The organism is Enterobacter cloacae complex sp. IR5450 (assembly GCF_049238665.1).
In the GTDB taxonomy this organism is placed as follows: Bacteria; Pseudomonadota; Gammaproteobacteria; order Enterobacterales; family Enterobacteriaceae; genus Enterobacter; species Enterobacter hormaechei_C.
The window spans coordinates 64,630-84,716 of sequence record NZ_JBMKIC010000005.1 but is presented as its reverse complement, the minus strand read 5'-3'; the positions used below and the strand labels follow the sequence as shown (position 1 = coordinate 84,716).

Annotated in this window: 17 protein-coding genes; 9 read left to right on the top strand and 8 right to left on the bottom strand. The window is 57.0% G+C overall.

Translation table 11 applies throughout. From position 1 onward, the window contains the following. Window positions 1–40: 40 nt before the first annotated feature. Together ACOTYB_RS06405 and ACOTYB_RS06400 are read left to right on the top strand one after the other, a co-directional pair. Window positions 41–508, top strand: a complete 468-nt coding sequence (locus tag ACOTYB_RS06405; RefSeq protein WP_409248811.1) for a DUF6130 family protein — start codon at window positions 41–43, stop codon at window positions 506–508. A 10-nt stretch (window positions 509–518) separates the two neighbouring features. Continuing rightward, the gene (locus ACOTYB_RS06400; RefSeq protein ID WP_220153277.1) at window positions 519–1,265 is read left to right on the top strand and encodes an alpha/beta fold hydrolase; all 747 of its coding nucleotides are present in this window, start codon (window positions 519–521) and stop codon (window positions 1,263–1,265) included. Window positions 1,266–1,394: 129 nt separating this feature from the next. Here the strand turns inward: ACOTYB_RS06400 and ACOTYB_RS06395 are convergent, their stop codons facing one another. Next, window positions 1,395–2,231 carry a MipA/OmpV family protein gene (locus ACOTYB_RS06395; protein WP_047055430.1) on the bottom strand — a complete coding sequence of 279 codons (837 nt, stop codon included), beginning with the start codon at window positions 2,229–2,231 and terminating at the stop codon, window positions 1,395–1,397. Window positions 2,232–2,434: 203 nt separating this feature from the next. Here ACOTYB_RS06395 and ACOTYB_RS06390 point away from each other — a divergent pair, with 203 nt between their 5' ends. The 3 genes from ACOTYB_RS06390 (at window position 2,435) to ACOTYB_RS06380 (ending at window position 5,147) form a co-directional block, all read left to right on the top strand. Then, the gene (locus tag ACOTYB_RS06390) at window positions 2,435–3,112 is read left to right on the top strand and encodes a response regulator (protein WP_047055432.1); all 678 of its coding nucleotides are present in this window, start codon (window positions 2,435–2,437) and stop codon (window positions 3,110–3,112) included. Beyond that, window positions 3,112–4,500 carry a sensor histidine kinase gene (locus tag ACOTYB_RS06385; RefSeq protein WP_421765777.1) on the top strand — a complete coding sequence of 463 codons (1,389 nt, stop codon included), beginning with the start codon at window positions 3,112–3,114 and terminating at the stop codon, window positions 4,498–4,500. The genes ACOTYB_RS06390 and ACOTYB_RS06385 overlap by 1 nt, the downstream gene beginning before the upstream one ends. 167 nt (window positions 4,501–4,667) lie before the next feature. Beyond that, window positions 4,668–5,147 (top strand): RrF2 family transcriptional regulator, encoded by a 480-nt coding sequence (locus tag ACOTYB_RS06380; RefSeq protein WP_003860591.1) that lies wholly within the window; start codon window positions 4,668–4,670, stop codon window positions 5,145–5,147. Window positions 5,148–5,213: 66 nt separating this feature from the next. Here the strand turns inward: ACOTYB_RS06380 and oqxB are convergent, their stop codons facing one another. Next, window positions 5,214–8,366, bottom strand: a complete 3,153-nt coding sequence (gene oqxB, locus ACOTYB_RS06375) for a multidrug efflux RND transporter permease subunit OqxB (RefSeq protein WP_220317015.1) — start codon at window positions 8,364–8,366, stop codon at window positions 5,214–5,216. 24 nt (window positions 8,367–8,390) lie between these two features. After that, on the bottom strand, window positions 8,391–9,566 hold the full coding sequence (locus ACOTYB_RS06370) for an efflux RND transporter periplasmic adaptor subunit (RefSeq protein ID WP_421765776.1): 1,176 nt from the start codon (window positions 9,564–9,566) through the stop codon (window positions 8,391–8,393). Window positions 9,567–9,904: 338 nt separating this feature from the next. Between ACOTYB_RS06370 and ACOTYB_RS06365 the strand changes: the two genes are divergently transcribed. After that, a complete protein-coding gene (locus ACOTYB_RS06365; RefSeq protein ID WP_022651570.1) occupies window positions 9,905–10,258 on the top strand; it encodes a helix-turn-helix domain-containing protein in 354 nt (117 codons plus the stop codon). Window positions 10,259–10,360: 102 nt separating this feature from the next. Here the strand turns inward: ACOTYB_RS06365 and guaA are convergent, their stop codons facing one another. Together guaA and guaB are read right to left on the bottom strand one after the other, a co-directional pair. Further along, window positions 10,361–11,938 carry a glutamine-hydrolyzing GMP synthase gene (guaA, locus tag ACOTYB_RS06360; protein WP_003860599.1) on the bottom strand — a complete coding sequence of 526 codons (1,578 nt, stop codon included), beginning with the start codon at window positions 11,936–11,938 and terminating at the stop codon, window positions 10,361–10,363. Window positions 11,939–12,005: 67 nt separating this feature from the next. Next, window positions 12,006–13,472, bottom strand: coding sequence for an IMP dehydrogenase (gene guaB / locus ACOTYB_RS06355; RefSeq protein WP_003860601.1), 1,467 nt, complete (start codon window positions 13,470–13,472; stop codon window positions 12,006–12,008). Between the two features lie 159 nt (window positions 13,473–13,631). Here guaB and xseA point away from each other — a divergent pair, with 159 nt between their 5' ends. From xseA to ACOTYB_RS06340, 3 genes are read left to right on the top strand one after another with little or no spacing between them, the layout of a single operon-like run. Continuing rightward, complete coding sequence (xseA, locus tag ACOTYB_RS06350; RefSeq protein WP_045896653.1) at window positions 13,632–15,005, top strand: exodeoxyribonuclease VII large subunit; 1,374 nt, start codon at window positions 13,632–13,634, stop codon at window positions 15,003–15,005. 58 nt (window positions 15,006–15,063) lie between these two features. Next, entirely contained in the window at window positions 15,064–16,083 is a 1,020-nt protein-coding gene (locus ACOTYB_RS06345; protein WP_023325046.1) for a M4 family metallopeptidase, read from the top strand. After that, window positions 16,083–16,433, top strand: a complete 351-nt coding sequence (locus ACOTYB_RS06340; protein ID WP_003860606.1) for a protealysin inhibitor emfourin — start codon at window positions 16,083–16,085, stop codon at window positions 16,431–16,433. Before ACOTYB_RS06345 ends, ACOTYB_RS06340 begins: the two co-directional genes overlap by 1 nt. Here the strand turns inward: ACOTYB_RS06340 and ACOTYB_RS06335 are convergent. The 3 genes from ACOTYB_RS06335 to der form a co-directional block, all read right to left on the bottom strand. Beyond that, a complete protein-coding gene (locus tag ACOTYB_RS06335; protein ID WP_003860607.1) occupies window positions 16,430–16,651 on the bottom strand; it encodes a zinc ribbon domain-containing protein in 222 nt (73 codons plus the stop codon). The genes ACOTYB_RS06340 and ACOTYB_RS06335 overlap by 4 nt on opposite strands. Before the next feature lie 58 nt (window positions 16,652–16,709). Then, window positions 16,710–18,251, bottom strand: a complete 1,542-nt coding sequence (locus ACOTYB_RS06330; protein WP_023314644.1) for a peptide MFS transporter — start codon at window positions 18,249–18,251, stop codon at window positions 16,710–16,712. A 300-nt stretch (window positions 18,252–18,551) separates the two neighbouring features. Next, complete coding sequence (gene der / locus ACOTYB_RS06325) at window positions 18,552–20,024, bottom strand: ribosome biogenesis GTPase Der (protein ID WP_003860611.1); 1,473 nt, start codon at window positions 20,022–20,024, stop codon at window positions 18,552–18,554. Window positions 20,025–20,087: the final 63 nt, after the last annotated feature.

The window sequence follows — 20,087 nt, the reverse complement described above, 5'->3', positions numbered from 1 at the left end:
TGTATCCCTCGCCATAATAAACTGATGAGGAGAGACACAGATGATTCGTCGATATTTCCTGCTTCCTGTATTTGCGCTGACGTCCTTTGCTGGCGCACTGGCCGCACCGTTGGATGGCCTGAGCGCTGCTGATGTTAATGGCCCGGCCGCCGTAGCGCCGCAGGAAAAACCCCAGCCGCCAGCAAAACTGATCGTCGACCCACCGCTGGCGGGACCGCTGAGTAAAGGTGCAGTCTTTATTCAGTACCGCGTCGAAAACCTGCGCATTGAACCTGTATTTGGACCCGACGCGCTGAAAGTCACTCCGCGTATCGGCCATATTCACGTTGTGGTGGATGACGCGCCCTGGCTCTGGGCTGATACCAGCGGGGAGCCGGTGATCCTGGTCGGGCTGCCCGCCGGGAAACACAAGGTAACCATCATCGTTGCCGACCCGACGCATAAGCCCATCGACCATAAAACCGTTGAATTCACCGTGCCGCCACACGCCGCGGTTCACCACTTTTAAGGAGCCTGTTATGAAAGCATTGTCTGTATTAACAGCGGCGCTGCTGGCGGTTTCCACCAGCGCGCTGGCAGAGACGAAAGCCAGCGTGGTGCTGGTGCACGGGGCGTTTGCCGACGGCAGCAGCTGGAATAAGGTGATTACCCGGCTGCAAAAACACCATACCGAGGTCATTGCGGTACAACTTCCGCTCACGTCTCTGAAAGATGATGTCGCCGCCAAGCAGCGTGCTATCGCCCGGGCTCATGGCGACGTTGTGCTGGTCGGGCACTCCTGGGGCGGGTCGGTAATCAGCGAAGCGGGCAATAATGCGCGGGTGAAGTCTCTGGTTTACGTTGCCGCTTTTGCGCCGGATTCCGGCCAGTCTACCGCAGATCTGGCAGACAGTTATCCTGCTCCGCCAGGGAGCGCCAGCCTCGCTAAAACGTCAGAGGGGTATTTATATCTGCCGACAAAAGCGGTCAGCGAGAATTTTGCCCCTGACGTGAAGGACGTTGAGCGCAGCGTGATTGCCGCGACGCAAAACCCTATTAAGGCCGATGCGTTTGGGGAGAAAGTCGCGCATGCCGCCTGGCATGACAAACCGAGCTGGTATGTGATCAGCAAAAATGACCGGATGATCAATCCTGAGCTTGAGCGCGCAATGGCGAAGAAAATCAACGCCAACACCACGGAGGTAGCGGCAAGCCATGTATCGATGGTCAGCCAGCCGGACGTCGTTACCCGTACGATAGAACAGGCGTTATCGGGTCAACAGTGATAAAAAAGCCCGCATGATGAACGGTCCGACTTCGGGCCACGCCATCCTGCGGGCTTTATGCACTTCTGGCTCCTGCAACGGGGTTATGTGCGGTTTTGTCACAAACGCGCCTTCCCCCTCTCTTAACCATCAGAAGCTGTACGTCACCTTCAAACTTCCCACAGGAGACGTTTTTCGCTGAACAATTGGGCTATCGCCTGCATCTCCCGTCAGTTGCGTAACGCCAGCTGCGGCAAGCAGGCTCCAGCGGGAGGTGAGCTTATGAGTCCAGTCCAGGTTCAGCGAATACGCATATAGTCCCGATCCGGCATCGTGTCGGGCAAAACCCGATGCGGCCGACTGGGCGGCATTCACCCCGTAATAGGTTTGCACGTACTTACTGGATCCCCAGCTACCGGTCAGCGCCAGCGTTAACGCATTTTTCGGAGATGTATAGAACGGGCTGGCAATGCCGAAATGCACAGCCTCACCATTGTCTCTCTCAGAAACCGGAACCTCTGCCTGCAACTGCACGGTCAGCCAGTCAGTCACCCTGTACCCCAGCCCTGGCACAACGATAGCTGAGCCTTTAATGTCACCCATTCCCCGCAGGTCGTCGCTGCCGGAGGCGATCGAATCGCTGCTTACGTCGCGATCCTTACGTCCTGCGCGATAGCTCAGCGCTGCGTTGTAGTCCAGGTTACCAAAGCTGTTGCCGTAGCCGATCCCCCGCGTGGTGCTGACAAAAAAACCATTGGCCATCGCGTAATCAACCACCTGAGCCGCAGAGACCCGGCTCTTGTCCGAACCGGAATAGCGTGGCGCAACATCCACGCCGCCTCCCAGGGTTAACACGTTGCCCTGAGGCTGATCTGCCGCCAGGGTCGGGGTAGCCAGTAACGCCAGGACGGCCCCCGGCAAGATGCTTTTCATGCTGCGACCGATGCGTGAACGGGGGAAACTATTACGCAGTGTGATGTTTCTCATTAAAGAAGCCCTTTGGATTCAGATGATTGCGATACAAGCGGTGTTAAACGCCAGAGCGCTCATTCTGAATACTCACCCTAAGGTTCTTATGAGCCGTAAATGAAGAAATGCTGAAGCACGTGAAGGTTCTGTAAACCCTGAAGAATTCCTGTTACCGTTTTTTCTTCAGTTGTTCTTCATGCACTGTTGATACAGTTACCAATGTGAAAATTCTACTAATTGAAGACGACCTGGATCTCGGCAATGGCGTGCGTATCGCCCTTGCAGATCAAGGATTTGATGTCATATGGGTACGCCGCAAAGAGGATGCGCTGCATCAGCTTGGGATCTGCGTGCCGGAACTTATTTTGCTCGACCTGGGGCTGCCCGATGGCGATGGCATGAGCCTGATGACGCGCCTCCGTCAACAGCTTAAGGGCGTCCCCGTCATCATCCTGACGGCGCGAGGCACGCTACAGGACCGCCTGTGCGGGCTGGATGCAGGCGCAGACGATTATCTGGTCAAACCTTTTGTTCTCGCCGAACTGCTGGCGCGCGTGAGAGCCCTTGCGCGGCGCAGTTACGGTTTTGAAAATGAGGCAATAGAAATTCGCGGTTTGTCGCTTCATATTCCGACGCGTCGCGTAACGGTGAGCGCACGCCACGATGAGCTGACGGCAAGCGAATATGCGCTGCTTGAAACGTTAATGCTGCGCGCCGATCGCGTGCTTACGCGACGGTATCTGGAAGAAAGGTTATTTGGCACGAAAGAAAACCTCAGCAACGCACTTGATGTGCATATGGGTAACCTGCGGCGAAAAATTGGCGATGGCTTTGTGCGAACGGTGAGAGGCGTTGGGTATGTCATTGATACCGTACCCGTTCAGAAGGCGGCAGGTTGATGCGTAATTTTTGGCACCACCTCAGGCTTCCCACACTGGTCAGGCGAATGCTGGTCGCCCAGATGCTGCTGCTTACGTTGCTCTGGTGTCTCTTTTTAACCTTCATTTTGCTGGAAGACCTGCGTAGTCCTCCCATACTGACGGGCAATGAGACTTACGAAACCGTTTTTTCCCTGGTAGAGAGCATGGACGATCGCCCGCAGGCGCGTAATGCCGTGCTGGCAGCGTTCAGCAAGGCGCTGCGGGAGGGCTATGGCGGCGGTGAAGACCCGGAGCTGTCCATCAACCTCATTGTTCGCAAGAATAACGAGATTATTTTTTCTTCGGATGGTGCGCCAACGGGGGTAAAAAATAGCCGTCTGGGGGTCATGCAGCATGTCCAGAGTGAGGACCATACATGGACAAGCCGTACCCTCAAATCCGCGCACTCCGACGTGGAGGTCACCCTTTTTACCCCTGCCGGTAGCTGGAATTTCTTTATCTATCTGAACTCGCGCGGCTACTACGTCATGCCGCTGATGATATGCATCCCTTTTCTTCTGTTCCCCGCGTGGCTGTCCATCCGCATCGCGATGCGCCCCTGGAACAAGGTGGTAGATGAAATTTCATTGCGCACGCCGGACGATCTCTCGCCTTTAAAAGCCGTCCCCCGACACAGGGAGCTTCGCCAGACGGTCGACGCGATTAATGACTTTCTGGCCAGGGTGCGGGAAAGCGCCGAAAGGGAAAAAATGTTTATTGCCGATGCCGCTCACGAACTGCGTACGCCTCTGGCCGCGATGCGGATCAACGTCGAGGCATTGCAGTCCTGGGTCATCAGCGAAAGCCAGCAGGAACTGCTTGCGGGCATTGTTCACAGCAATAGCCGTGCTGCGCGTCTCGTCAATCAGCTTCTGCTGATGATGCACAGCGAAGCACACATCAGCACGGTGTTGTCGCCTGTGCCGCTGACAACGCTTATTCAGGAGCGAATGGCTGCCCTGGAACCGCTGGCGTCCGGACGCAGAATTGAGTTTGAATTCTTCGCCGACGATGAAATCCATGTCGCAGGCATTCGGGAACGTCTGGTGTCGCTGATCGACAATTTAATTGAGAATGCCGTGAAGTACAGCCCTGAGGGTGGACGCATTGAGGTACAACTGCAATCGCGTGATAAGTGCGCTCAGCTGCGCGTCTCAGACGCGGGCCCCGGTATCCCGATTGAACTACGGGAGCGCGTGTTCGACAGATTTTTCCGCGATCCTAATCAGACCCAAAGCGGGAGTGGACTGGGGCTTGCCATCGTCAAAGCCGTTACGCAGCAACACAACGGCAGGGTCAATCTGAGTACGTCAGCCGAAGGTGGTCTTATGGTGACCGTTGATTTCCCGAATCCGGCGTTCGCATGAATGTAAACCCGGCGCTACACGTCCTGACATGTGTCAGCGCAGCGTTACTTCACGTATGCCGCAGATTGCTTCAATAAAATTACCGTATTTGTTATATTGTTACTTACTGATTATTCACCTCTGCGGTGCCAAAAAGAACAAGATTCACCGCAACCCAGGACAGAAAAATGTTAGATTACCGCTTCCCGACAGCTTTGCAGATGGTTCTCAGCGTAGCGATGGCGGAGCAATCGGGTGAACGTTCGACGAGTGCAATCCTGGCTTACGGCCTGGAAGCGAATCCGAGCTTTATCCGCAAATTAATGGTTCCTCTCGCCCGCGACGGCATTATCGTCTCCACGCTTGGCCGCAACGGCTCTATTCATCTTGGCCGCCCGGCGGAAGAGATTACCCTGCGTGATATCTACCTTTCCGTCACTGAAGATAAAAAGCTGTGGGCGTCCCGTCCTGACGTCCCGGCCCGCTGCGTGGTCAGCGCCAACGCCTGCTGGTACTTCAAATCAATCGCTGATGAAGCGGAGCAGGCTTCGTTAGCGGTTTTAGCGCGCCATACCGTCGCCAGCGCGCTGGAAGAGGTGAAAAAAGCCGATACCAGCGGGTGCGATCCGGTGCCGGAACTCTGTACGCAGCATAAAAAAGCGCCTTAATCCTGACAGACTGCGAAAAAAAAGCCGCCTTCATTGTGAAGGCGGCTTTTTGCTATCTGCTACGTCCTACGCAGGCAACACCTCTCTTTCCGCTTTGCCGCGCGTCACGAACTTACGCAGCGTCACGTAAAAGACCGGCGTCAGGAACAGACCAAACAGCGTCACGCCCAGCATCCCGGAGAAGACGGTGATCCCGGTGACGCCGCGCACTTCTGCCCCTGCCCCGTGACCAAGGATCAGTGGAATAGTCCCGGCAATAAAGGCGATAGAAGTCATTACAATCGGGCGTAAACGCAGGCGGCACGCCTCCAGCGCAGCCTCCATGATGCCTTTGCCCTGAATTTCCAGCTCGCGGGCAAACTCCACGATAAGTATCGCGTTTTTACAGGCCAGCCCCATCAGCACAACCAGCCCTACCTGCACGAAGACGTTGTTATCGCCCCCGGTCAGCCAGACGCCGAACAGCGCGGAGAGCATCGTCATCGGCACGATGAGGATCACCGCCAGCGGCAGCGTCCAGCTTTCATACAGCGCCGCCAGCACCAGGAACGCCAGCAGCACTGCGACCGGGAAGACGATCAGCGCCGTGTTGCCCTGGGTGGCCTGCTGGAAGCTCAGGTCCGTCCATTCAATATTCATCCCGTTCGGCAGGATCTGTTTAGACATAGCGTCCAGCTGCGTCATCGCCTGCGCGGAAGAGAGCACGCGCGGGTCGGCATCACCAATCAGATCCGCCGCCGGGTAGCCGTTGTAGCGGATCACCGGGTCCGGACCGTAGGTGGTCGTGATGTTCACCATACTGCCAATCGGCACCATTTCGCCCTGGCTGTTGCGGGTACGCAGATTCGCAATATCTTCCACGCTGTCGCGGAACTGCCCGTCGGCCTGCGCCATCACGCGCCAGGTACGCCCGAACTGGTTGAAATCATTGACGTACGACGAGCCCAGATAGGTTTGCAGCGTCCCGAAGAGATCGGTCAGCGACACGCCCTGCGCTTTCGCCTTATCGCGGTCAACCTGGACGTCCAACTGCGGCACGTTAGCCTGGTAGGTTGAGATGGGGAAATGCATCCCCGGCGTCTGCATAATCGCCCCGGACATGGTGTTCACCGCGTTTTGCAGCGCGCCATAGCCCAGACCAGCGCGATCCTGTATGTACAGCGAATAGCCCGACCCCTGACCCAGCCCTAAAATCGGCGGCGGCAGAATCGAGAAGCCAAAGCCCTGCTGGATTTGCGCGATTTTCGCGTTGATCTCCGCGTTAATTTCCGCCGCGGAATGTTTACGCTGGTCGAACGGCTTCAGGCCAAAGAAGACCGTTCCGGTATTCGGCGTATTGGTGAACTGCAGCGCGTTCAGCCCCGGAAACGCGACCGCATAATCCACGCCTTCGGTATTCATCCCGATTTCGCTCATTTTGCGGATCACCGCATCGGTGCGGGCCAGCGAGGAGCCTTCCGGCATTTTCACGCCGCCAATCAGGTACAGCTTGTCCTGCGTGGGAATAAACCCGCCGGGCACCGCTTTAAACATGACGCCTGCGGCACAGAGCAGCAGCAGGTAAACCACGAATACCGCACCGCGCCGTCCCAGCGTTTTGCCCACCAGCCCCTGATAGCCGTTTGAACTGCGGAGGAAAAAGCGGTTAAACGGACGGAAAATCCAGCCGAACAGACGGTCGATAAGCCGGGTCGGGAAATCTTTCGGCGCGCCGTGGGGCTTTAACAGCAGTGCCGCCAGCGCCGGAGAGAGCGTCAGCGAGTTAATCGCTGAAATCACCGTCGATATCGCGATCGTCACCGCAAACTGCTTGTAGAACTGGCCGGTAACGCCCGACAGAAACGCCATCGGCACAAACACCGCGCACAGCACCAGCGCAATCGCGATAATCGGCCCGGACACTTCACGCATCGCCTGGTGCGCGGCCGCAAGCGGCGCAAGCCCCTCTTCGATATTTCGCTCGACGTTTTCCACCACCACGATGGCGTCGTCCACCACGATACCGATGGCGAGCACCAAGCCGAACAGGCTGAGGGTATTCAGCGAGAAGCCCAGCAGGTAGAGAATGCTGAAAGTACCCACCACCGACACCGGCACCGCGATCAGCGGAATGATCGACGCGCGCCAGGTTTGCAGGAACAGAATGACCACCAGCACCACCAGCACCACGGCTTCCAGCAGCGTTTGCACCACCGCACGGATTGAATCACGCACGAAGACCGTCGGATCGTAAGGTGCCGCCCACTTCATGTCTGCCGGGAAGCGCGTGGACAGTTCGTCCATTTTCGCGCGCACCGCGTTAGACAGATCGATGGCGTTCGCCCCCGGCGACTGGAAGATACCAATCCCGACCGCGTCTTTATTGTTCAGCTGGGAACGCAGGGCATAGCTCCCGGAGCCCATTTCAATCCGCGCCACGTCGCGCAGGCGGACGACCGTACCATCCTGCGTTGTTTTCAGGACAATATTGCCAAACTCTTCTTCGGTATGCAGGCGGCCCTGGGCGTTAATGGAGATCAGGAAGTCGCTCTCTTTCGGCAGCGGCTCGGCGCCAAGCTGACCGGCGGAGACCTGTACGTTTTGCTCCTGCATCGCCGTGACCACGTCCGAGGCGGTCAGCCCGCGCGCCGCCACTTTATTAGGGTCCAGCCAGACGCGCATCGCGTACTCACCGGAGCCGAAAATCTGGATCTGGCCGACGCCGGGCAGGCGCGCCAGCTCATCCTTCACCTTCAGCGTGGCGTAGTTGCGCATATACAGCGAATCGTACTTACCGTTTGGCGAAAACAGATGCAACACCAGCGTCAGCGTGGGCGACTGCTTCTGGGTGGTAATGCCCAGACGCCGCACGTCCTCCGGCAGACGCGCTTCGGCCTGCGCGACGCGGTTCTGCACCTGAACCTGCGCCTGATCCGGGTCAGTCCCCGGACGGAAGGTCACGGTGGTCACCAGCACGCCGTCCGAGCCCGCGACGGATTTCATGTACATCATGTTCTCGACGCCGTTGATCGCCTCTTCCAGCGGCGTCGCCACGGTCTCGGCAATCACTTTCGGGTTGGCGCCCGGGTACTCCGCGCGCACCTGCACGCTTGGCGGCACGACGTCAGGGTATTCGCTCACCGGCAGCAGCGGGATGGCGATTAACCCTGTGATAAAAATCAGAATCGACAGGACGGCAGCAAAGATCGGCCTGTCGATAAAAAAGCGGGAAAAGTCCATGGGTTGGATTCTCAGGTCAAGGGATCAGTTGAGGGCGGCGCTGGCGGTCATGGCAACGGTTTTGGCGTTAACCGGCATACCCGGCATAAACACTTTCTGTAAACCCTCGACGATGACTTTGTCACCTGGGTTCAGCCCCTGCCGCACGATGCGTAAACCGTCTGCCAGACGACCCGGCGTAATGTCGCGACGCTGCGCTTTCCCCTCTTTATCGACGATATAGACGTATTTACGATCCTGATCGGTCAGCACCGCTTTGTCGTCGATAAGCGTAGCTTTGAACTCCGCGCTGCCCGGCAGGCGTACTCGGGCAAACAGTCCCGGCGTGAACTGACGCTGTGAGTTATCCAGCAGCGCGCGCATGCGGATGGTCCCGGTGCTCGGCGTGAGCTGGTTATCCAGGAAATCCACTTTGCCCTGATGGGGATAGCCCTCCTCGCCCGTCAGGCCAATCTCAACCGGCAGCGCCGTGTGATTGCTGGACGCCCCCTGCCCGCTGCGGGCCAGGTTTTGATAGTGAAGGTAGGTTGACTCGTCCACGTCAAAGTAGACGTACACCGTCTTCTGCGAGACCAGCGTGGTGAGGACGCTGGCGGTATCGCCCGCAGTCACCAGGTTCCCGCTGGTGATCAGCGCCCGGCTGGCGCGACCATCGATAGGCGCAGTCACTTTGGTGAAGTCCAGGTTGAGCTGGGCTGCGTCAACCGCCGCCTGCGCGGCGCGAATGTCGGCCTGCGCCTGAACGGCAGCCGAGCGACGCTGCTCCCACTCTTCCCGTGAGACCAGATGGGTATTGATCAACTTATCGGTACGGCTGGCTTCACTTTGCGCGAGGCTGGCCTGCGTTTTGGCTCTTGCCAGGTTCGCCTGCGCCTGTTCCAGCGCGGCGCGATAGGTTCGGTCATCGATGGTGAACAGCACCTCGCCCTTCTTCACTTCCTGGCCGTCGGTGTAATTCACTTTCTCAATGTAGCCGGACACGCGCGGACGCAGCTGAACGCTTTCCACCGCTTCAATGCGACCGTTAAAGCTGTCCCACTGGCTAATGGATTTCACCACCACGTCAGCAGCGCTGACAACGGGCGCTTGCGGCGCGGCATTTTGCGCGACGCTGTCATCGCACCCGACGAGAAGCACGGAGAGTAAAACCACCCCCATCGCGCTCAGATGAAAGTTACCCCAGGTTTTTTGCAGGCTCATTATTTTTATTCCGGTTATTGTAGCCGCCGGGCAAGACGCAGCGGGAGACGCCGCGCCACTTCCTTTGTCCGGTAGCTGGCTTAAGGCCATTTGTGTCGTTCATCGCCACAAAACTGTAACAGTTGCGAATACACTATTCGCGGCGATTGTAGGAAGGCGCTTAACTAAGTGCAAGAATAATTGTTGCACTTTATGTGCTATTTGCGGCAAAGGTAAATCACGTGTTTTGAACAGGGATTTAAATGCAACAATAAAACTTGCAATTAATGTAAAAACGGGTCACCTTTAAGTGCAACAAACAAAGATGCTTTTTAATGCGTGGCGTAGGGGGAAGCAAGATGAACACGGGTGCATTCATTCACGATTTACTCGACTGGATCGACAACAACCTCGATAGCCGTCTGGACATTGAAACCGTCTCCAGGCGAGCCGGCTATTCGAAATGGCACCTCCAGCGGCTTTTCAAAGAACATACCGGCTCCCCTCTCGCCGAATATATTCGCGCGCAAAAGCTGCAAAAATCGGTTGAGCGCTTAGCCCACAGCGATGAACCGATTCTGAACGTGGCGATCGCGCTGGGCTTTGACTCTCAGCAGTCCTTCAATCGCAGCTTTAAGCGTCAGTATGGTCAGGCGCCAGGGGCATGGCGACGCAGTATCGGCTGCCGTGGATCCCGGCAGATGAGCCAGTAGCTCACGTCCCGTTCGGATATCAGCTACAAAAGAAAAACCCTCTGTAAACAGAGGGTTTTATCAGTCTTACATGCTTATAACTTCGCAGGAAAGGTTATGGGCTTACTCCCACTCGATCGTCGCCGGTGGCTTGCCGCTGATGTCATACACGACACGCGATATGCCATTGACTTCATTGATTATTCTGTTAGACACGCGGCCTAAGAAGTCATACGGCAGGTGCGCCCAGTGCGCGGTCATGAAGTCGATGGTTTCCACCGCACGCAGGGAAACAACCCAGTCGTACTTACGGCCATCGCCCATCACGCCGACGGAGCGTACCGGCAGGAACACGGTGAACGCCTGGCTCACTTTGTTGTACAGGTCAGCTTTGTGGAGCTCTTCGATGAAGATCGCGTCCGCGCGACGCAGCAGGTCGCAGTACTCTTTCTTCACTTCGCCCAGCACGCGTACGCCGAGGCCCGGGCCCGGGAATGGGTGACGGTAGAGCATGTCGTACGGCAGCCCCAGCTCCAGACCGATTTTACGCACTTCGTCTTTGAACAGCTCACGCAGCGGTTCCACCAGACCCATCTTCATCTCTTTCGGCAGGCCGCCCACGTTGTGGTGAGATTTGATAACGTGCGCTTTACCGGTTGCGGAGGCCGCAGACTCGATCACGTCAGGGTAGATAGTGCCCTGCGCCAGCCATTTCACGTCTTCCAGCTTCAGCGCTTCTTCGTCGAACACTTCCACGAACACGCGACCGATGATCTTACGTTTCGCTTCCGGATCGTTCTCGCCTTTCAGCGCGTCCAGGAAACGCTGCTCGCCTTCCACGTGAACGATGTTCAGACCGAAGTGGTCGCCAAACATGTCCATAACCTGCTTCGCTTCGTTCAGGCGCAGCAGGCCGTTATCCACGAAGACACAGGTCAGGTTTTTGCCGATGGCGCGGTGCAGCAGCATCGCGGTCACAGAGGAGTCCACGCCACCGGAGAGGCCGAGGATCACTTTGTCATCGCCAACCTGCTGGCGGATACGCTCCACGGCGTCGTCGATGATTTTTGCCGGGGTCCACAGGGCTTCACACTGGCAGATGTCACGCACGAAGCGCTCCAGCATGCGCATACCCTGACGGGTATGGGTCACTTCCGGGTGGAACTGCACGCCGTAGAAACGTTTTTCTTCGTTCGCCATGATGGCGAACGGGCAGCTTTCGGTGCTGGCAACGGTCACGAAGTCGGACGGGATGGCGGTAACCTTGTCGCCGTGGCTCATCCACACGTCCAGCAGCGGCTTGCCGTCTGCGGTCAGGGAGTCTTCGATACCGCGCACCAGCGCGCTGTCGGTGACAACTTCAACCTGTGCGTAGCCGAACTCACGCTCGTTAGAGCCTTCTACGTGGCCGCCCAGCTGCATCGCCATGGTCTGCATACCGTAGCAAACGCCGAACACCGGTACGCCCGCTTCGAACACGTACTGCGGCGCGCGCGGGCTGTTCTCTTCGGTGGTGCTTTCCGGGCCGCCGGACAGGATGATGCCGCTTGGATTGAATTCGCGAATCTGTGCTTCCGTGACATCCCACGCCCACAGCTCACAGTAAACGCCCAGCTCACGCACGCGGCGCGCCACCAGCTGAGTGTACTGAGAACCAAAGTCCAGGATGAGAATGCGATGTTTATGAATGTTTTCCGTCATTGACGCTAATTCCGAGGCAAGTGAAACAAAACAAAGCGCCCGGCATTGAGCCGGGCGCGGAAATTTATCAGGAGCCCAGACGGTAGTTCGGGGACTCTTTGGTGATCGTCACGTCGTGAACGTGGCTCTCCTGGATACCCGCACCGCTGATGCGTACGAATTCCGCTTTGGTACGCAGCAGGTCAATGGTACCACAGCCGGTCAGACCCATACAGGAGCGCAGGCCGCCCATCTGCTGGTGAATGATCTCTTTCAGGCGGCCTTTATACGCCACGCGACCTTCGATACCTTCCGGTACCAGTTTGTCAGCAGCGTTATCGGTCTGGAAGTAACGGTCGGAGGAACCTTTGGACATCGCGCCCAGGGAGCCCATACCGCGGTAGGATTTATAAGAACGCCCCTGGTAGAGTTCGATTTCACCCGGAGATTCTTCGGTACCGGCCAGCATGGAGCCCACCATCACGGCTGCGGCACCTGCGGCGATCGCTTTGGCGATGTCACCAGAGAAGCGGATACCGCCGTCCGCGATAACCGGAATACCGGTGCCTTCCAGCGCTTCAACCGCGTCAGAAACCGCCGTGATCTGCGGCACGCCTACGCCAGTGACGATACGGGTGGTACAGATAGAGCCAGGGCCGATACCCACTTTCACCGCGCTGCAACCCGCTTCCGCCAGCGCGCGAGCGCCTGCGCCTGTTGCCACGTTACCGCCGATAATCTGGAGATCCGGGTATTTAGCACGGGTTTCACGAATACGTTGCAGAACGCCTTCGGAGTGGCCGTGGGAGGAGTCAATCAGCAGCACGTCAACGCCCGCGGCAACCAGCGCGTCAACGCGCTCTTCGTTACCTGCGCCCGCGCCAACCGCAGCGCCGACGCGCAGACGGCCATGCTCGTCTTTACAGGCGTTCGGTTTACGTTCTGCTTTCTGGAAATCTTTAACGGTGATCATGCCGCGCAGGTGGAAGTTCGCGTCCACAACCAGCGCTTTCTCAACGCGTTTTTCGTGCATTTTCGCCAGCACCACGTCGCGGGTTTCGCCTTCACGCACGGTCACCAGACGCTCTTTTGGCGTCATGTAGACGCTTACAGGCTGGTTCAGGTCAGTCACGAAACGCACGTCACGACCGGTAATGATGCCGACCAGTTCGTTGTCTTCAGTGACTACCGGGTAGCCTGCAAAGCCGTTACGCTCGGTCAGGGCTTTCACTTCGTGCAGCGTGGTGGTTGGCAGAACGGTCTGAGGATCGGACACGATACCGGATTCATGCTTCTTCACGCGGCGAACTTCTTCCGCCTGACGCTCGATAGACATGTTTTTGTGGATAAAGCCAATGCCGCCTTCCTGTGCCAGGGCGATAGCCAGACGCGCTTCAGTCACGGTGTCCATTGCTGCGGAGAGCATAGGAATGTTCAGACGAATGGTTTTCGTCAACTGCGTGCTGAGGTCGGCAGTATTCGGCAGAACGGTGGAGTGAGCGGGAACGAGGAGGACGTCGTCAAACGTCAGTGCTTCTTTAGCGATACGTAGCATGGGCAATATCTCTGACCTGGGTGGTTAAATATTGCCGTGGCATTATACAGAGCGTAACCGATTGCATCCACACTTTTTTGAAAAAAATGCTTGCGCTCACCTCTCAGCAGGTTACTATCGACTGAATAACTTGCTGATTTAGAATTTGATCCCGCTCACATGTTATCCTCTCAATCCCCCTCAATTTATACTGTCAGCCGCCTTAATCAGACGGTGCGTTTGCTGCTTGAGCAGGAAATGGGACAGGTCTGGATCAGCGGTGAAATCTCTAACTTCACGCAGCCTGCTTCCGGCCACTGGTACTTTACGCTGAAAGACGACACCGCTCAGGTGCGCTGCGCGATGTTCCGCAACAGCAACCGTCGCGTGACGTTCCGTCCTCAGCATGGCCAGCAGGTTCTGGTTCGCGCCAACATTACCCTGTATGAGCCGCGCGGCGATTATCAGATTATCGTCGAGAGCATGCAGCCCGCCGGTGAAGGCTTGCTGCAACAGAAGTACGAGCAGCTAAAAGCCATGCTTTCGGCTGAGGGATTGTTCGACCAGCAGTTTAAAAAACCCCTTCCCTCACCAGCCCACTGCGTTGGGGTTATCACGTCGAAAACCGGTGCGGCCCTGCACGATATTTTGCACGTCCTTAAGCGCCGTGACCCTTCCCTGCCCGTCATTATCTACCCGACTGCCGTTCAGGGTGACGATGCGCCGGGGCAGATCGTGCGCGCCATTGAGCTGGCGAATGCGCGTCAGGAGTGTGATGTCCTGATCGTCGGGCGCGGCGGCGGCTCGCTGGAAGACCTGTGGAGCTTTAACGACGAGCGCGTGGCGCGGGCAATCTTTGCCAGCCTTATCCCGGTGGTGAGCGCCGTCGGTCACGAAACGGATGTGACGATTGCCGATTTTGTCGCGGATTTACGCGCGCCCACGCCGTCCGCGGCGGCAGAGGTAGTCAGCCGTAACCAGCAGGAGCTGCTGCGTCAGATCCAGAACGGGCAGCAGCGCCTGGAGATGGCGATGGACTACTTCCTCGCCAACCGTACCCGCCGCTTTACCCAGCTTCACCATCGTCTGCAACAGCAGCATCCGCAATTGCGTCTGGCGCGTCAGCAAACCGTGCTGGAACGTCTGCGTCAGCGGATGAACTTCGCGCTGGATAACCAGCTTAAGCGGGCGGTATCGCGCCAGCAGCGCATGACGCAGCGTCTGAACCAGCAGAATCCACAGCCGAAGGTTTATCGCGCACAAACGCGTATCCAGCAGCTTGAGTATCGCCTCGCGGAAAATATCCGCTCACGCCTGAGCGCCACCCGCGAGCGTTTTGGCAATGCGGTCACCCATCTGGAAGCCGTCAGCCCGCTCTCCACGCTGGCTCGCGGCTATAGTGTGACCACCGCGACGGACGGCAAAGTGCTGAAACAAACGAAACAGGTTAAAGCCGGGGATGTGCTCACCACCCGGCTTTCTGACGGCTGGGTCGAGAGTGAGGTAAAAGAGATCAAACCGGTGAAAAAAACGCGCCAGCGTAAAAGCGGATAAATCTTCGCCGGTTACAAACTATACTGCTGCTATTGCCTTTTTTAATAAGGAGAGCAGCATGCCCCATCTTCATAGCGTCATCCCTCCGTATATTCTTCGTCGTATTATCGAAAGCGGTTCAGAGCCCCAGCAGCGCTGCGCCCGTCAGACATTAACCCATGTGCAAACCCTGATGGCGCATATGCCGGGCAAGCCCGCCGCGCCGCATGTGAATAAAGCCGGTCAGCTTGAGCGTGACATCTACGATGCGAAACAGACTCAGGAGCTGCCGGGTAGCCAGGTGCGCTATGAAGGCCAGCCCTCCAACGGCGATGTGGCGGTGGATGAAGCGTACGATTATCTGGGGATCACCCATGATTTCTTCTGGAAGGAGTATCAGCGGGATTCGCTCGATAATAAGGGGCTGATCCTGACCGGTACCGTGCATTACGGCCGTGAGTATCAAAACGCCTTCTGGAACGGCCAGCAGATGGTCTTTGGCGATGGCGACGGGGAAATCTTCAACCGCTTCACCATTGCCATCGACGTGGTGGCGCATGAGCTGAGCCACGGTGTGACGGAGACCGAAGCCGGGCTCATTTACTTTGAACAATCTGGCGCGCTGAACGAGTCGTTATCCGACGTGTTTGGTTCGCTGGTGAAGCAATACTATCTTAAGCAAACCGCCGACCAGGCAGACTGGCTGATTGGCGAAGGGCTGCTGGCAGCGGGGATTAACGGCAAAGGGCTGCGCTCAATGTCTGAACCCGGCACCGCCTACGACGATCCCCTCCTTGGCAAAGACCCGCAGCCCGCGCACATGAAAGATTTTATCAAAACGCGCGAGGATAACGGCGGCGTACACCTTAACTCTGGCATCCCCAACCGGGCGTTTTACCTGGCCGCAACGGCAATCGGTGGCTACGCCTGGGAAAAAGCGGGTTATGCCTGGTACGACACGGTTTGCGATCGCAACCTGGCGCAGGATGCGGATTTTGACGCTTTCGCAAAACTGACGATCGCCCACGGCGAGAAACGCTCCGGTAGCGACGTTGGGGCGGCCATTAAACAAGCCTGGGAACAGGTGGGAGTACTGTAATGCAGGTACCGGAACTGACGGATGACGCCGTGGTTGAGCTGGCCCGGGAAGGCGGCGTCGCCTTTATTCCTAAGCTGAGCGGTCAGCGCACGATCGCCCTCTCCACGCTCAACGAGGCGCAGCGTCAGCGCGTGGTGAATATTCTGGAACAGGCTATCCCGCGCGGACAGCCACCGGGCCAGGCGTCGTCTCCGGGCAGCGGCGATCAGCGCTATTTTCGCATTCAGATAATCTGGACCCGGCACAATCAGGCGCAGTATACCGATATTATTGTGCTGGTTCCGGAGCAGGAAGCGCCGGAATCGCTGATCGAGCTATGGCAAAAAGGAGAAGGCTGCGTGTGCGATTAAGCCCCAGCCCTGACGAACTCGACGCGTTTTTTTGAGATCAGCCCGTGGCCGTTCTGACAGAAGTAATCCACCGCGCCGCAGGCCTTGAGTACCTGAAGCGGCTGATGGCAGTCAGGGCAGCGCGCTTCGAGGGGAATATCTTTATTGCAGCTGTCGCAGTGCGCGATACCGTTTTGCGGCTCGAGCGCTGCGTGGCAATCCGGACAGGTAATCGACATGCTCTCTCCTGTTGAGTTGGGCCGGGACAGGACAACTGCCCCGGCAGACTGAATAGTATCAGGCTTCGGTAGCCGGTTTAGTTTGCGCATTTTCCAGCATGCGACGTACCGGAACAATGAGGACGAACAGCACCGCAGCACAAATCAGCAGCGCGATGGAGCAACGGGCAAAGAGGTCTGGCAGCATATCCAGCTGGTCGGCCTTCACGTGACCGCCAATCAGCCCCGCAGCCAGGTTACCCAGCGCACTGGCGCAGAACCACAGGCCCATCATCTGGCCGCGCATTCTTTCCGGCGCCAGCAGGGTCATGGTCGCCAGACCAATCGGACTCAGGCACAGTTCCCCGAGCGTCAGCATCAGGATACTGCCCACCAGCCAGAACGGAGAAACCCCTGCCCCACCATTGCTCAGTACGTTCTGCGCCGCCAGCATCATCAGGCCAAAGCCCGCCGCTGCACACAGAATACCGATCACGAACTTGGTGATGCTGCTCGGACGAATGTTTTTGCTCGCCAGCTTCGGCCATGCCCAGCTAAATACCGGGGCCAGCAGAATGATGAACAGGGCATTAATCGACTGGAACCACACCGCCGGGATTTCAAAATCACCGATCATGCGGTTAGTGTAGTCGTTGGCGAACAGGTTGAAGGAGGTTGGCTTCTGCTCGAACGCGGACCAGAAGAACGCGGCGGAGACCAGCAGAATAAAGCACACCAGCAGCCTTGCGCGCTCTTTGCGATTCAGCCCGGCGAAGATGAACAGATAGATGAAGTAGAGCGCGACGGAGGCGGCAATAACATACACCAGCACGCTGGCGACCGCGACCGGATTAATCACAATCACGCCCTGGGCAATCAACGTAACGATGATTGCAACACCCACAGCCAGCGCCAGCAGCCAGGCGCCCACGCCGTTACGTTTCACTACCGGACTGTTCCAGGTGGAGTCCAGACCGACTTCGCTGTCGTAGCGCTTCATGGCCGGAACGGCAAACACGCGGAAGATAATCAGGGCGACCAGCATCCCGATACCACCGATACCAAAGCCCCAGTGCCAGCCGTGGGTTTTAATCAGCCAGCCGGAAATCAGAGGGGCAATGAACGAGCCCATGTTGATGCCCATATAGAACAGCGAGAAACCGCCGTCACGACGCGCATCGCCCTTTTTGTACAGTGTCCCCACCATGACCGAGATACAGGTCTTGAACAGGCCGGAGCCGAGCACGATAAACATCAGGCCGATGAAGAACAGGTTGTCGCCCATGATGGCCGACAGGGCAATCGACAGGTGCCCAAGCGCAATCAAAATCGAACCGTACCAGACGGCCCGCTGCTGGCCGAGCCAGTTATCCGCCAGCCAGCCGCCCGGCAGCGCGGCGAGGTACATGGTGCCAGCAAAAATACCGACAATCGCCGAGGCGTTTTCACGCGCCAGGCCCATTCCGCCGTCATACACGGTGGCGGCCATAAACAGGATCAGTAGCGGGCGAATACCGTAAAACGAGAAACGCTCCCACATCTCGGTGAAGAACAGAGAACCGAGCGGATAAGGATGGCCGAAGAAGGTTCGGCTCTCTTTTTGATTAACAGAGGATTGCATAATTCTCCCGAAAAGGTATGTGTCGTGCTTGTAAACACCAGCATGTACGCCGAACGGTTACGTATCCGATCGATTTTTTACATGCGGCGAAATGTTGGTTAACCATTTGATAACCAGGCGCTAGTTTTGTCTAGTACCGAACCCTGGACTTTAAGACGAAAATTCGACGATTGTCTACTTTCTTAGATATAAACATGGTTCAAAGCGAATAGTGATTGACATCACACAGGGAAGGCGGGCCTTTTGAATGAGCGAAAAAAAACCCGCGACAGGCGCGGGTTTTAGTGAGATCGGTAAGGATTATTTGCTTTTCTTAATGTGCTTAATCAAACGCTTACGCTTACGCATCTGGTTCGGCGTCAGGGTGTTGCGTTTATTCGCAAACGGGTTTTCCCCTTCCTTGAACTGAATACGGATAGGCGTACCCATCACGTCCAGCGACTTACGGAAGTAGTTCATCAGGTACCGTTTGTAGGAGTCCGGCAGATCCTTCACCTGGTTACCGTGGATCACCACGATAGGCGGGTTATATCCCCCGGCGTGAGCATATTTCAGCTTCACGCGACGACCGCGCACCAGCGGCGGCTGGTGGTCTTCAGCAGCCATGTTCATGATACGGGTCAGCATCGCCGTGCTCTGACGGCGGGTAGAGCTGTCATAAGCTTCACGAACGGATTCGAACAGGTTGCCGACACCACTCCCGTGCAGGGCAGAGATAAAGTGAACGCGGGCAAAGTCGATAAAGCCCAGACGGAAGTCCAGCGTCTCTTTCACCTGCTCGCGCACTTCATTGCTCAGGCCGTCCCACTTGTTGACGACGATAACCAGTGAGCGCCCACTATTGAGGATAAAGCCGAGCAGAGAGAGATCCTGATCGGAGATACCTTCACGTGCGTCAATAACCAGCAGCACCACGTTGGCGTCTTCAATCGCCTGAAGGGTCTTGATCACCGAGAATTTTTCCACCACATCGGTGATTTTCCCGCGCTTACGCACCCCTGCGGTGTCGATAAGTACGTACTCACGTTCATCGCGCTGCATTGGAATGTAGATGCTGTCACGCGTTGTGCCTGGCATGTCGTAAACCACCACGCGCTCTTCGCCGAGAATACGGTTAGTAAGCGTAGACTTACCCACGTTTGGGCGACCCACGATAGCCAGCTTGATAGGCAGATCCTGCGGGTTGAAGTCGTCTTCCGGCTCTTCCTCTCCTTCTTCTCCGGCTTCAAACTGCGCCCAGTATTCAGCGTCCTCGTCCACCTCTTCCGGTGGGTTTACTTCATCAACCCACGGCAGCAGAACGGTTTCCAGCAGGCTGGTGACGCCACGGCCATGCGAGGCCGCGATAGGATAAATATCGCCCAGGCCTAAAGACCAGAAATCCGCAATGGCCTGATCGGCATCGATGCCGTCAGTTTTGTTCGCCACCAGGAAGGTTGGCTTTTCGCGTGAACGCAGATGTTTAGCGATAGCAGAATCCGCGGGCATCAGGCCAGCGCGAGCATCCACCATAAACAGAACCACATCTGCTTCTTCGATAGCCAGCAGAGATTGCTCTGCCATGCGGGTTTCTACGCCGTCTTCCGTACCGTCAATACCCCCGGTATCGATACAGATGAACTCGCGTCCTTCCACCTCTGCACGACCGTACTTACGGTCACGCGTCAGCCCCGGGAAATCCGCAACCAGCGCATCACGGGTGCGTGTTAAACGGTTAAAAAGAGTGGATTTTCCAACGTTAGGGCGCCCGACAAGCGCGACCACAGGTACCATGTTTGAAGCCTCATAAAATTCAAAATAACGTCGCTTTCGCAGCGTTTTTAAAAATGTCAAAAC

Coding starts and splice junctions, on each gene's coding strand:
- der (WP_003860611.1), bottom strand. CDS start 20,024: ATGGTACCTGTGGTCGCGCTTGTCGGGCGCCCTAACGTTGGAAAATCC.
- ACOTYB_RS06370 (WP_421765776.1), bottom strand. CDS start 9,566: ATGAGCCTGCAAAAAACCTGGGGTAACTTTCATCTGAGCGCGATGGGG.
- xseA (WP_045896653.1), top strand. CDS start 13,632: ATGTTATCCTCTCAATCCCCCTCAATTTATACTGTCAGCCGCCTTAAT.
- ACOTYB_RS06330 (WP_023314644.1), bottom strand. CDS start 18,251: ATGCAATCCTCTGTTAATCAAAAAGAGAGCCGAACCTTCTTCGGCCAT.
- ACOTYB_RS06365 (WP_022651570.1), top strand. CDS start 9,905: ATGAACACGGGTGCATTCATTCACGATTTACTCGACTGGATCGACAAC.
- ACOTYB_RS06405 (WP_409248811.1), top strand. CDS start 41: ATGATTCGTCGATATTTCCTGCTTCCTGTATTTGCGCTGACGTCCTTT.
- ACOTYB_RS06340 (WP_003860606.1), top strand. CDS start 16,083: ATGCAGGTACCGGAACTGACGGATGACGCCGTGGTTGAGCTGGCCCGG.
- ACOTYB_RS06395 (WP_047055430.1), bottom strand. CDS start 2,231: ATGAGAAACATCACACTGCGTAATAGTTTCCCCCGTTCACGCATCGGT.
- ACOTYB_RS06400 (WP_220153277.1), top strand. CDS start 519: ATGAAAGCATTGTCTGTATTAACAGCGGCGCTGCTGGCGGTTTCCACC.
- ACOTYB_RS06345 (WP_023325046.1), top strand. CDS start 15,064: ATGCCCCATCTTCATAGCGTCATCCCTCCGTATATTCTTCGTCGTATT.
- ACOTYB_RS06385 (WP_421765777.1), top strand. CDS start 3,112: ATGCGTAATTTTTGGCACCACCTCAGGCTTCCCACACTGGTCAGGCGA.
- guaB (WP_003860601.1), bottom strand. CDS start 13,472: ATGCTACGTATCGCTAAAGAAGCACTGACGTTTGACGACGTCCTCCTC.
- oqxB (WP_220317015.1), bottom strand. CDS start 8,366: ATGGACTTTTCCCGCTTTTTTATCGACAGGCCGATCTTTGCTGCCGTC.
- ACOTYB_RS06335 (WP_003860607.1), bottom strand. CDS start 16,651: ATGTCGATTACCTGTCCGGATTGCCACGCAGCGCTCGAGCCGCAAAAC.
- ACOTYB_RS06380 (WP_003860591.1), top strand. CDS start 4,668: ATGTTAGATTACCGCTTCCCGACAGCTTTGCAGATGGTTCTCAGCGTA.
- guaA (WP_003860599.1), bottom strand. CDS start 11,938: ATGACGGAAAACATTCATAAACATCGCATTCTCATCCTGGACTTTGGT.